General features: G+C 54.8%; 12 protein-coding genes and 1 tRNA gene. 6 read left to right on the forward strand and 7 right to left on the reverse strand.

Features of this window, described 5'->3' with window-relative positions:
- Window positions 1-3: 3 nt before the first annotated feature.
- The 3 genes from SP99_RS15350 to rsuA form a co-directional block, all read right to left on the reverse strand.
- Window positions 4-348, reverse strand: a complete 345-nt coding sequence (locus SP99_RS15350) for a YejG family protein (protein ID WP_008500952.1) — start codon at window positions 346-348, stop codon at window positions 4-6.
- A 278-nt stretch (window positions 349-626) separates the two neighbouring features.
- Window positions 627-1,823 carry a Bcr/CflA family multidrug efflux MFS transporter gene (locus SP99_RS15355; RefSeq protein WP_047959125.1) on the reverse strand — a complete coding sequence of 399 codons (1,197 nt, stop codon included), beginning with the start codon at window positions 1,821-1,823 and terminating at the stop codon, window positions 627-629.
- Window positions 1,824-1,838: 15 nt separating this feature from the next.
- Entirely contained in the window at window positions 1,839-2,546 is a 708-nt protein-coding gene (gene rsuA / locus SP99_RS15360) for a 16S rRNA pseudouridine(516) synthase RsuA (protein WP_047959126.1), read from the reverse strand.
- Window positions 2,547-2,697: 151 nt separating this feature from the next.
- On the opposite strand from rsuA, the gene SP99_RS15365 reads away from it, so the two are divergent.
- Both SP99_RS15365 and rplY read left to right on the forward strand, forming a co-directional pair.
- Window positions 2,698-4,458, forward strand: coding sequence for a DNA repair helicase RadD (locus SP99_RS15365; RefSeq protein WP_047959127.1), 1,761 nt, complete (start codon window positions 2,698-2,700; stop codon window positions 4,456-4,458).
- A 125-nt stretch (window positions 4,459-4,583) separates the two neighbouring features.
- Entirely contained in the window at window positions 4,584-4,868 is a 285-nt protein-coding gene (gene rplY / locus SP99_RS15370) for a 50S ribosomal protein L25 (RefSeq protein WP_025756288.1), read from the forward strand.
- A 52-nt stretch (window positions 4,869-4,920) separates the two neighbouring features.
- Here rplY and yejK read toward each other — a convergent pair whose 3' ends face one another.
- Window positions 4,921-5,928 (reverse strand): nucleoid-associated protein YejK, encoded by a 1,008-nt coding sequence (yejK, locus tag SP99_RS15375; protein WP_025756289.1) that lies wholly within the window; start codon window positions 5,926-5,928, stop codon window positions 4,921-4,923.
- Between the two features lie 134 nt (window positions 5,929-6,062).
- Between yejK and SP99_RS15380 the strand changes: the two genes are divergently transcribed.
- The 3 genes from SP99_RS15380 to SP99_RS15390 all read left to right on the forward strand — a co-directional run bounded on the left by SP99_RS15380 (window position 6,063) and on the right by SP99_RS15390 (window position 8,219).
- Window positions 6,063-6,290 (forward strand): YejL family protein, encoded by a 228-nt coding sequence (locus SP99_RS15380; RefSeq protein ID WP_014884596.1) that lies wholly within the window; start codon window positions 6,063-6,065, stop codon window positions 6,288-6,290.
- 19 nt (window positions 6,291-6,309) lie between these two features.
- The gene (gene yejM, locus SP99_RS15385; RefSeq protein WP_047959128.1) at window positions 6,310-8,070 is read left to right on the forward strand and encodes an LPS biosynthesis-modulating metalloenzyme YejM; all 1,761 of its coding nucleotides are present in this window, start codon (window positions 6,310-6,312) and stop codon (window positions 8,068-8,070) included.
- 72 nt (window positions 8,071-8,142) lie between these two features.
- Window positions 8,143-8,219 (forward strand) — tRNA-Pro (locus SP99_RS15390).
- Between the two features lie 37 nt (window positions 8,220-8,256).
- Here SP99_RS15390 and SP99_RS15395 read toward each other — a convergent pair.
- The gene (locus SP99_RS15395; RefSeq protein WP_047959129.1) at window positions 8,257-9,444 is read right to left on the reverse strand and encodes an MFS transporter; all 1,188 of its coding nucleotides are present in this window, start codon (window positions 9,442-9,444) and stop codon (window positions 8,257-8,259) included.
- A gap of 125 nt (window positions 9,445-9,569) precedes the next feature.
- Window positions 9,570-9,830: a DUF2534 family protein gene (locus SP99_RS15400; RefSeq protein WP_008500962.1), complete on the reverse strand. Its 261-nt coding sequence runs from the start codon at window positions 9,828-9,830 to the stop codon at window positions 9,570-9,572.
- Window positions 9,831-10,038: 208 nt separating this feature from the next.
- Between SP99_RS15400 and eco the strand changes: the two genes are divergently transcribed.
- A complete protein-coding gene (gene eco / locus SP99_RS15405) occupies window positions 10,039-10,542 on the forward strand; it encodes a serine protease inhibitor ecotin (protein WP_025756296.1) in 504 nt (167 codons plus the stop codon).
- 103 nt (window positions 10,543-10,645) lie between these two features.
- On the opposite strand, the gene mqo is transcribed toward eco, so the two are convergent.
- On the reverse strand, window positions 10,646-12,298 hold the full coding sequence (gene mqo, locus SP99_RS15410; protein WP_025756297.1) for a malate dehydrogenase (quinone): 1,653 nt from the start codon (window positions 12,296-12,298) through the stop codon (window positions 10,646-10,648).
- Window positions 12,299-12,394 lie beyond the last annotated feature (96 nt).

The following is a 12,394-nucleotide window of genomic DNA, read 5'->3' on the forward strand; positions in this document are numbered from 1 at the left end:
CGCTCAGAAGGGATACTGGCCAGAGAAAGGCTCAGCAATAGCAACGCCAAAATTCTTCAGACGGCAGGTGGCTGCAAACTCGTCCTGGCTTTTCACAAACAGGCACGGCTCGCCTTCGCACTCCAGCACGGAGCTGTCCACTTCGATATCGGTCAGGGCCTGGCTCAGACGTTCCATCACCCGCCATGCATTTTCGTCGCTCGGGCTCAGCAGTTTGAGTGCCACCAGGCAATTCTCGCAGCCCGCGACGTTTTGCGGAATCGGTTCAACTTTCGAACCTGCAAAACCCGCCGACCAGCGATAGCTCTGAGGCAAGCGATGGACAATGGAGAGTTGTAATGTATTCACGTTCGTTCCCCGGAAGTAAAATTCACTTCACAATTTATTTACATTTATAGTAACACATCATCGCCAGCCTGCACTATTCAGCGCTTTTTATTCGTTTCCAGGCTCGCGTCGGCGCTATATGTACCCGTTTCTGCGATCTAACTCAACCTTTTTGAATACAATGATGTGACTTTTTACACAAATAGATTTTACATAAAATAAACAAACACGGGGTAAACGAACACGGGTTTGGTTGATATGTATCAACAAAAAAGGCCCTGCCGGGCCTTCTCTGTAAATCAGTGAGCCGCTTTTCGCGGTCGACTGGCGTAAAGATAGAAAAGGATTGAGCTGGTTGCGCAAAAAGCCATCGCCCACAGCATTGGCCATGCCGTACTGAAGGTGGCCATAGCCAGTAACGCCCCGACGATCGCGCCGATACCGAAGCGGAACGTCCCCGCCAGGGATGACGCGGTGCCTGCCATGTGCGGGAACTCATCCAGGATCACCGCCATCGCATTCGATGACACCATCGCCACGCAGCCGACAAAGGCCGCCACGCCAACGACCAGCGCCCAAAAGCCCACGCCCAGAAACGCGCTCACGACCAGCCAGACGGCCATCACAAACTGGATCCACAGACCGGCGCGGAACATGTTCAGCGCCCCCACCCGCCGGACAAAACGGCTGTTGATGATGGTCATGATAAACAGGAATACGATATTGAGCGCAAAGTAATAGCCAAAGTGCTGCGGTGAGACGTGGTTCAGTTCAATGTAAACAAACGGTCCGGCGCTCAGGAAGGAGAACATACCGGCGAAGCTGAACCCGCTCGCCAGCATATAGCTCAGCACGCGCTTATGACGAAACAGCGAAGCAAAGTTGCCGATTGTGGTGCGAATATGGAATTTCTGACGGCGCTCGACTGGAAGCGTTTCATCAATAAAGAAGAAAATCATCGCCGAGGCCAGCAGCGCCGCCAGAGCCAGGATCCAGAAAATCATATGCCAGCTAAACCACACCAGTACCGCACCACCAGCCATCGGGGCCACCAGCGGCGCAATCGTCGTCACCAGCATCACAAACGACATCATGCGGGAGAACTCTTCTTTCGGGTAGATATCGCGCATCAGGGCATTAATCACCACGCTTGCTGCCGCCGCCGCCAGACCGTGGAAGAAGCGCATGATAATCAGGTGATCAATGGTCTGTGCCAGCGCACAGGCAACCGCAGCAACCGCAAAGACCAGCGTCCCGCCCAGAATGACGGGCTTACGTCCAAGGCTGTCCGCCATCGGGCCATAAAACAGCTGGCCGAGGGCAAAGCCGAGAATATAGGTGCTGAGCGTCATCTGCGCACTGCCCGCCGGGACGCCAAACTGCGTCGAAATGACCGGCAGCGCAGGCAGGTACATATCGATAGACAGCGGCATCAGCATGGCCAGCAGGCCAAGAATGAAAACAATTTTGAACGACGAGTGTGGCCTGGTGGTCACAGAGTTCTCCTGAAATTAGTGCGAAGGCAGACCGACGCTGGCGATCTCTTCTTCCGTTAACGGGCGGTATTCGCCTGGCGCCAGGTCGGGATCAAGTTCAATCGCACCAATCCGTTCACGATGCAGGCCCACGACGTGGTTCCCCACCGCGGCAAACATACGTTTTACCTGATGGTAACGCCCTTCACTGATGGTCAGGCGGACTTCGGTCGGCGTGATCACCTCGAGCACGGCGGGTTTGGTCAGATCTTTTTCATTATGCAGCTGGACGCCTTTCGCGAATTGCTCTGCCGTGCCATCCGCTACCGGAGACTCCAGCGTCACCAGATAGGTTTTTTCGCAGTGGTGGCGCGGAGAGGTGATGCGGTGAGACCACTGTCCGTCGTCGGTCATCAGCACCAGACCCGTGGTATCGATATCGAGTCGCCCGGCGGCATGCAGCTTATGCGCAACCGGTTCGTCGAGGAAATAGAGCACCGTCGGGTGATCCGGATCGTCCGTAGAGCAAACATAGCCTTCCGGCTTATTGAGCATGAAATAACGCGGGCCGTGCTGCTGGGTCAGCGGATTGCCGTCATACTCCACCTGATGGTCAGGTTGCAGTTTGAACGCGCTGTCTCTCACAATGTCGCCATCCACGGTAACGCGGCTGGCGCGAATTTCGCGCCCGGCAATAGCGCGGCTTACGCCGAGTTGCTGAGCGATAAACTTATCAAGTCGCATGAAATCTTTTTAGCCTTAATGGTGCTGGAACTCGGACAACAGGTCCGAAAAAGACGCAGTCTGGAACGGCTCAGTATAATGGTCTGGTTGCGCCACTCAAGGGAAAAAGTTTCGTGGCATACTATGTGCGGAATAACGAAACCGAGACCCCATGACTTTTACACTTCGACCCTATCAGCAGGAGGCCGTTGACGCCACCCTCGCCTGGTTCCGTAAACATCGCGAGCCGGCGGCGATTGTGCTGCCGACCGGTGCAGGCAAAAGCCTGGTGATCGCCGAGCTGGCGCGCCTGGCGCGTGGCCGCGTGCTGGTTCTGGCGCACGTTAAAGAACTCGTTGCGCAGAACCATGCCAAATATTGCGCACTGGGACTGGACGCCGACATTTTCGCCGCCGGACTCAAGCGTAAAGAGAGCCGCGGCAAAGTGGTCTTTGGCAGCGTGCAGTCGGTGGCCCGCAATCTCGACCTGTTTCGCAGCGAATTTTCGCTGCTGATTGTCGACGAATGTCACCGCATCAGTGATGATAACGACAGCCAGTATCAGCAAATCCTCACTCACCTCAAAGAGGTGAACCCTCACTTACGCCTTCTGGGCCTGACGGCAACCCCGTTTCGTCTCGGTAAAGGCTGGATCTACCGCTACCATTATCACGGCATGGTGCGCGGGGATGACAAGGCCCTGTTTAGCGACTGCATTTACGAACTTCCGCTGCGCTATATGATTAAACATGGCTACCTGACACCGCCTGAACGGCTGGATATGCCGGTGGTGCAGTACGACTTCAGCCGTCTGCAGGCGCAGAGCAACGGCTTATTCAGCGAAGCGGATCTTAACCAGGAGCTGAAAAAGCAAAAGCGTATTACGCCGCACATCATCAGCCAGATTGAGGAGTTCGCCGCGACGCGCAAAGGGGTGATGATCTTTGCCGCCACCGTTGAGCACGCACGAGAAATCACCGGCTTACTGCCCTCTGGCGACGCGGCGCTCATCACCGGTGAGACGCCCGGCCCGGAGCGTGACGGGCTGATTGAGGCCTTTAAAGCCCAGCAGTTCCGCTATCTGGTGAACGTGTCGGTGTTGACCACCGGCTTTGACGCGCCGCACGTCGACCTGATCGCCATTTTGCGCCCGACCGAATCAGTCAGCCTGTATCAGCAGATTGTGGGTCGCGGCCTGCGACTGGCGCCGGGCAAAACCGACTGTCTGATTCTGGACTATGCCGGCAACCCGCACGATATCTATACCCCTGAAGTCGGGGCGCCCAAAGGGAAAAGCGACAACGTCCCCGTACAGGTTTTTTGCCCCGCCTGCGGGTTTGCCAACACCTTCTGGGGCAAAACCACCGCTGACGGCACGCTGATCGAACATTTTGGCCGCCGCTGCCAGGGCTGGTTTGAAGATGATGAGGGGCACCGCGAGCAGTGCGATTTCCGTTTCCGCTTCAAAAACTGCCCACAGTGCAATGCCGAAAACGACATAGCCGCCCGCCGCTGTCGGGAATGCGACACGGTGCTGGTTGACCCGGATGACATGCTGAAAGCGGCGCTAAAGCTGAAAGATGCCCTGGTGCTGCGCTGCTCGGGCATGGCACTGCAGCCCGGCGCCGATGAAAAAGGTGAGTGGCTGAAAATCACCTATTACGACGAGGACGGGGCGGACGTGAGTGAGCGTTTCCGGGTCCAGACGCCCGCCCAGCGCACGGCCTTCGAACAGCTGTTTATCCGCCCGCATACCCGCACGCCGGGCATCCCCCTGCGCTGGATAACCGTGGCCGATATCGTGCGCCAGCAGGGGCTGTTGCGCCATCCGGATTTTGTGGTCGCCCGTAAGAAAGGCCAGTTCTGGCAGGTGCGTGAGAAACTCTTTGACTATGAAGGTCGCTTCCGTCGCGCTAACGAATTGCGCGGTTAGGGGGACTTTTCATTGATGTGCGGGGCATTTGAGTATAAAATGCCGCCCGCTTCACATCCGTGAGGCAGAACACTCACCTGCTGCTGGGTCGCCTGTAGTAGGGTTTTAAATACAGAGAGAAATCAATGTTTACTATCGAAGCAGAAGTACGTAACGTGCAGGGTAAGGGTGCGAGCCGCCGCCTGCGTGCCGCTAACAAGTTCCCGGCTATCGTTTACGGTGGCGAAGCTGCTCCAGTTGCAATCGAACTGGATCACGACAAACTGTGGAACCTGCAGACCAAAGCTGAATTCTACAGCGAAGTTCTGACCATCGTTGTTGGCGGTAAAGAAGAAAAAGTGAAAGTTCAGGCTGTTCAGCGTCACGCGTTCAAGCCAAAACTGACTCACATCGACTTCGTTCGCGCGTAATCGCAAACCTGTCGAAAAAAAACCCCGCTTCTGCGGGGTTTTTTTATGGCTGTTATTTCCCGCCAGAGGTGCGGCGCTGAAGCTGATCGCGCAGGTTCGGCGGCGTCCCTTTGATGGTCAGCGTGTCGGTGGCCGGATCCCAGAAAATGCGTTCACCCAGCAGCATCGCGTCAAAGTTGATGGTTAACCCACCGCCGCTGCCGGCAAATTTGGTTAACTGACGCAGCGTGCTGCGATCCGCCGGGAAGCTCTCTTCAAGCTCATAGCCTTTATCCGCAGTGAATTCCTGGAAGCTGACTTCACTCACGCCTGCCAGCTCTTTGGACAGCGACTCCAGCTCAATCTCTTCCCCTGCCTGCAGCTGTTCGTTGCAGTAGCTGTAAACCTGCTGACGTACGTTCTGACGCTCAGATTTATCAAGCTGTGCTTCAGCCGTGAAATCGTCAACCGCCTGGAGCAGCCCTTTGTTTTGCGCTTTGGCGTTAAGACCTTCGCTGGCACCGAGGAAGTCCATGAAGAAATCCGCCACTTTGCGGCCCACACGCCCTTTCAGGAAAGTCAGGTAGCGGGTCGACGCCGGGTTCGTTTCCCACTCGGTCAAATCAATGCGCGCCACAATATCCGCATGGTTGATGTCCAGATAATGGGTGGAGCTGATATCCAGCTGCTCGTTCACGCGCATGCTGCTTAAGTTATTCAGCACGGTGACCAGCAGATACTCAACCGCCAGGTAGCGGTAGTGGCAGAACAGCACGATCCCGCCGTCGGCGAAGGGATATTTCGCCAGTTCGTCGCGCAGACGCCCGGTTGCGGCGCGGCTAAACGCCAGGAAATCCTCTTCGCCCTGACGCTGCAGACGCAGGCTATCAGCCAGTTCACTCTCTTCGCTGAACAGACCGTAGGCTTTATTTTTGGCGCTGTAGACGCGATGCAGCTCTGCCATCATCTCCACAACGGTCGCCGTGGGTTCCAGTAACGAATCGCGCAGCACCACTTCAAGGGTTTGCTCATCACGCTTGATAAGCTGGTGCAAGGCAATCTGGTTGATTTCCAGACTCATGATAAACTCTCCTTTTAGACCGGGCGGTATTCAACCACCACCAGGGCATGTGTGCAACAACAGATAAAAAAGGGGAAAAAAAGCTGTTGCTACGGTAATATGTTGCCCTTTCATCAACAAACTGATTTTGATTTATGCCACAACATTCCCGCTACAGTGATGAACACGTTGAACAACTGCTCAGTGAGCTGGTCAACGTACTGGAAAAACATAAAACACCGACCGATCTCTCCCTGATGGTTTTGGGAAATATGGTCACCAACCTTATTAACACCAGCGTTGCTCCGGCTCAGCGTCAGGCGATCGCAAAATCTTTCGCCCAGGCTTTACAGTCATCCGTCAGCAACGACCAGGCCCATTAAGGGATACGAACAACAGTTTATGGTGACGAATCGTCAGCGCTACCGTGAAAAAGTCTCCCAGATGGTCAGCTGGGGGCACTGGTTTGCCCTGTTCAACATTCTGCTGGCGACGGTGATTGGCTGTCGTTATCTGTTTGTCGCAGACTGGCCCACAACGCTAACCGGGCGGATCTATTCCTGGATGAGCGTTGTCGGTCACTTTAGCTTTTTGGTTTTCGCCACCTATCTGCTGATCCTGTTCCCCCTGACGTTTATCGTCATGTCGCAGCGTCTCATGCGGTTCTTGTCCGCCATCCTTGCGACGGTGGGGATAACGCTGCTGCTTATCGACAGTGAAGTGTTCACCCGCTTCCACCTGCATCTCAACCCCATCGTCTGGGAACTGGTGATTAACCCCGACCAGAACGAAACGGCCCGTGACTGGCAGCTGATGTTTATCAGCGTCCCGGTGATCCTGTTGATTGAGATGCTGTTTGCCACCTGGAGCTGGCAAAAACTTCGCAGTCTGACCCGGCGACGTCATTACGCGAAGCCTGTCGCCACGCTCTTCTTCGTCTCGTTTATCAGTTCGCACATCATGTATATCTGGGCGGATGCGAACTTCTATCGCCCTATTACGATGCAGCGTGCCAATCTGCCGCTCTCCTATCCAATGACGGCCCGCCGCTTCCTCGAGAAACACGGCCTGCTTGATGCCCAGGAGTATCAGCGCCGTCTGGTCGAACAGGGGAATCCGGAAGCCGTCAGCGTTCAGTATCCCCTGAGCGATCTGCGTTATCGTGATATGGGTCGCGGGCAAAACGTCCTGCTGATCACCGTCGATGGCCTGAACTATTCCCGTTACGAGAAGCAGATGCCTGCGCTGGCTGAATTCGCCAGTCAAAACGTCACGTTTACTCAGCATATGAGTTCCGGTAACTCAACCGATGCGGGCATCTTTGGCCTCTTCTATGGTATTTCAGCCGGATATATGGATGGCGTGCTGTCGAGCCGCATACCTGCGGCGCTGATCACCGGGCTGAATCAGCAAGGTTATCAACTGGGGCTGTTCTCATCAGATGGCTTTAACAGCCCGCTCTACCGCCAGGCGCTGCTGTCAGATTTCTCACTGCCGCCAGCGCAGGACCAGTCCGATGCGCAGACCGCCAGCCAGTGGATAAACTGGCTGCAGCGCTACGCTCAGGAAGATAACCGCTGGTTCTCATGGGTGGCCTTTAACGGCACCACGCTTGCCAACAGCAATAAAAATGACTTTACGCGCCGCTATGGCCGCGCGGCGGGCAATGTTGATGCGCAGATAGCTCGCGTACTTGACGCGCTACGTGAGTCGGGCAAGCTGGAGAACACCGTGGTGATCGTGACCGCTGGCCATGGCGTCCCGCTGGGTGACGAAACGAAGAGTATGAACTGGTCACGTCCGAACCTGCAGGTTCCGCTGGTGATCCACTGGCCGGGCACCCCGGCTCAGCGCATCAATATGCTCACCGAGCATAAAGATGTCATGACCACCCTGATGCAACGTCTGCTGCACGTCAGCACGCCTGCAAACGAGTATTCGCAGGGGCAGGATCTCTTTAGCGCCGCGCGCCGCCATAACTGGGTCACGGCTGCCGGGAATGACACGCTGGTGGTGACCACACCGAAGCTGACGCTGGTGCTGAACAGCAACGGCAATTATCAGACGTATAATCTCGAAGGGGAGCGGTTGAAAGATCAGAAACCGCAGTTGAGTCTGCTGCTGCAGGTCCTGACGGATGAGAAGCGCTTTATCGCTAACTGATTAATTATAAACCAGTTAGCGACAGATTCCCTTGCATTCGAAACGGAATCGAGTAGTATGCTTTCTATGCGTCGGCACGTAGCGCAGCCTGGTAGCGCACCGTCATGGGGTGTCGGGGGTCGGAGGTTCAAATCCTCTCGTGCCGACCAAAAATACATTGAAAACCAGCCTTTTATGGCTGGTTTTTTATTGCGCCTCGTCCGGCGTTTTGCGCAGATACACCAGCGTAACCAGGCAAATCACCGCTCCGGCATAAAATGTATATTCCGCACCAAATGTTTCCCAAATAACACCGGCTAGCACGCTGGCGATTAACAACCCAACACCGCTGACCAGGCTAAAAATACCGAAAGCCGTGCCGCGCAAATCCGCTGGCGCAGTTTTAGCAATCATTGCCGCCAGCAATCCTTGCGTCATCCCCATATGCACGCCCCAAAGCGCAACCCCTAAAATAATGCCCGCCCAGTGGGTGCTCAGCGCCAGCACAATGTCCGCCCCTATCAGCACCACCAGTCCCCACTGCAGTAACTGGGTGTGGCTCATGACGTCGGATAACTTGCCAAACGGATAGGCTGAGAGGAAATAGAGCAGATTCATGGCCACCATTACCAGCGGAATGAGCGCCAGCGGCACCCCGGATTGCTGGGCACGAAGGACCAGAAATGCCTCACTGAAACGGGCGAGTGTGAAGACAGCGCCTAACCCAATCACCCACCAGCAGCCTTTACCCAGGCGCCTGAGGTTCTCTTTTTTGATGGGATTCGTGCGTTTATGTTCAACAGGCGTTTTCGGCTCATGCAGCCCGAAGAAAAGCAGGGCAACGGCAAGTACACCGGGGATAACCGCAATCCAGAAAATAGTTCGAAAATCATCATTCCACAGTAGCATCAGGCCTACGGCCAGCAGCGGGCCGAGAAATGCGCCGATGGTGTCCATCGACTGACGCAGACCAAAGGCCGCACCGCGAAGTTCCGGCGGCGTGACGTCAGCGACCAGCGCATCGCGCGGCGCACCACGTATCCCCTTCCCTACCCGGTCGATTAAGCGTGCCCCCAGAATCATGCCGGACGAAGACGCTATAGCAAACAACGGTTTACTTAGCGCGCCAAGACCATATCCCAGTACCGCCAGCCCTTTACGTTTACCCAGATAGTCGCTAATTGCCCCGGAAAACACTTTGATAAACAGCGCAGTGGCTTCGGCCAGCCCTTCAATCAAACCGATGAAAATCACGCTGGCTCCGAGCGTCGTCACCATAAACAGTGGTAGCAGGCTGTGAATGATCTCCGAGGAGATATCCATCAACATACTGACCCCACCGACAACCCAGACGCCTTTCGGGATCCGGCTGAGCGTTGCAAACCGGGATAACATTACGCATCTCCTGCTGTATGTAGAACATTTTGCTCAAAACAGAATATCCTGGAAGCGCAGGTAAAATATCGTCAGGCATAAAAAAAGCCACCCCGCAGGATGGCTTAGTTATCGCGAATCGGTGCTTAGTGCTTCTCGCGTCCGCCCAGGAAAAAAATACCCAGCGGTATGGCCAGCAGAACGGTGAACACCAGGCTGTAGACGAAGATCATTGCCGATTGCAGCACGTACATGCTGGTTGTCCAGGCTGAGAGGGGGATATTGTACTGTTCGATCACACCCACAATGGTTGCCCGACCCACGCACGCGGCAGCAATCATAAAGACCACCAGCAGCGCCAGGAGGAATTTACGGCCTTCAGGTGTTTTCAGTTTTGCACGAACCATCTCTCTTCCCTTCACAGATGAATAACATTAAGTAAGGAATAAAATAACACGATCTGCCGTCCGATTCCATTCCAGCACAAAAAACCAATTCACTGGCAAAATCGTAGTTTATTACGCTACCCATATTGAAAATGTAAGTAAATGAAGCTAATCATTCATAATTGTTATGCTAATCTGGTTCTGCTCGTTTTGACATAGAGGAATGACAATGAAAAACGCACCTAAATTTGCCATCGCTCTGATCGCCGCCGCGTGCGCCAGCGCCAGTGCTTTTGCCAGCGAAACCCCAAAAGAACAGCCGCTGGAAAAAGTCGCCCCGTATCCGAAAGCAGAGAAAGGGATGAAGCGTCAGGTGATTCAACTGCCGGTTCAGCAGGATGAAGCCAATTTCAAAGTGGAACTGTTAATTGGCAAGACGCTGGAAGTGGATTGCAACCAGCACCGTCTGGGTGGCCAGCTTGAAAGCAAAACGCTGGAAGGCTGGGGTTATGACTATTACGTCTTTGATAAAGTGACCTCTCCGGTCTCCACCATGATGGCCTGCCCGGATGGCAAGAAAGAGAAGAAATTTGTGACGGCGTATCTGGGTGATAACAGCCTGATCCGCTACAACAGCAAGCTGCCGATTGTGGTCTATACGCCTGAAAACGTGGAAGTGAAATACCGCGTGTGGAAGGCTGAAGAGAATGTCGGCCAGGCGGTAGTACGTTAAAACCAGGTCGGGTGCGCTCTGGCGCCCTCACCGCAACCCTCTCCCACCGGGAGAGGGAGAAAACACGAAAAACGGCAACGTATGTTGCCGTTTTGCTTTTACCTTACAGCGCGATATCCGCAACTGGTTTGTTTTCCGGCTGAGCCTTCAGCTCCGCTTTTGGTGCGGCATCAGCAGCAGCCTGCGGTTTGACGTATTGCAGTTGCAGTACGCGGCTGGTGTATTCCAGCTCCTGCTCCGTCGCGTCCACGTTACCGTTCAGCTTCGTGCCGTAAGATGGAATAATCGTTTTCAGCTTCGCCTGCCATTCCGGGCTGGAAACTTTATCTTTAAACACTTTTTCCATCAGGTGCAGCATGATCGGCGCAGCAGTAGATGCCCCCGGGGACGCCCCCAGCAGCGCGGCAATGGTGCCGTCCTTATCGCTTACCACTTCGGTACCCAGACGCAGCACGCCGCCTTCTTTCGGATCGCGTTTGATGATCTGTACGCGCTGACCCGCCTGCCACAAACGCCAGTCTTCTTTTTTCGCCTGCGGATAGTACTCTTTCAGCGCTTCAAAGCGTTCTTCGTCTGAGAGCATTACCTGGCTAATCAGGTATTTCACCAGGTCGAAGTTATCCAGACCGACATCCATCATCGGCTTGACGTTAGACGTGGTCGTGGCGCTCAGCAGATCCCACAGAGAGCCATTTTTCAGGAACTTGGTGGAGAAGGTTGCGAACGGTCCAAACAGCACCACGCGTTTGCCGTCAAGCATGCGGGTGTCAATGTGCGGCACGGACATCGGTGGTGCGCCTACGGAAGCCTGGCCGTACACTTTTGCCAGATGGCGATTTACCACTTCCGGATTATCGGACACCAGGAACTGACCGCCCACCGGGAAGCCCGCATAGTCGTCAGCTTCCGGAATACCGGACTCCTGCAGCAGTTTCAGCGCGGCACCGCCCGCACCAATAAAGACAAACTTCGCCTTGATGACGTGCTCAGCTTCGTTATTTTTCAGATCGGCAACGGTCACGCTCCAGCTGTTGTCCGCGTTGCGCTTGAAGCCACGCACTTCGGTGCTGAGCTGCAGGTTGAAGTTCTCTTTCTTCTTCAGAGAGGCTACCAGCTGACGGGTGATTTCACCGTAGTTGACGTCGGTACCAATCTCAGTGCGGGTCGCCGCCACTTTCTGGTTCGGATCACGACCTTCCATAACCAGCGGAGCCCACTCTTTGATCTGCGCGTGATCTTCAGAGTATTTCATGCCGCGGAACAGCGTGCTCTGCTGCAGAGCAGCGTAGCGCGCGCGCAGGAAGTTGACGTTCTGCTCGCCCCACACAAAGCTCATGTGCGGTACGGTGTTGATGAAGGAGTGCGGATCGTGCAGCACGCCGTTGTTGACCTGGTGAGACCAGAACTGGCGAGAAATCTGGAATGCTTCGTTGATCTCTACCGCCTTCTCGATACTAATGGAACCGTCCTTTTTCTGCGGCGTATAGTTCAGTTCCATGAGTGCCGAATGTCCGGTACCGGCGTTATTCCAGCCGTTCGAACTCTCCTGCGCCACGCCATCGAGGCGCTCGACCATGGTCATTGACCAGTCCGGCTGCAGTTCCTGCAGATAGGTTCCCAGCGTGGCGCTCATGATACCGCCACCAATTAAAAGGACGTCCGTTTCCTGCTCTTTTGGTGCGTCAGCTTTCGCCGCCATAGAGACGGTGTTAAGCCCCACGGCCAGAGAAAAGAGCATGGCAGTCATTTTTTTCATAATTTATGCCTTAGTGTAAAAGTGCTTGATGCGTGGAAATTGCAGGTGAAAAAAGCTGCGGGGGCACGGTAACAACTTTTAAATATTGTTTAAAGG

The sequence above is a fragment of the Enterobacter sp. BIDMC92 genome (assembly GCF_001030225.1).
In the GTDB taxonomy this organism is placed as follows: domain Bacteria; phylum Pseudomonadota; class Gammaproteobacteria; order Enterobacterales; family Enterobacteriaceae; genus Enterobacter; species Enterobacter sichuanensis.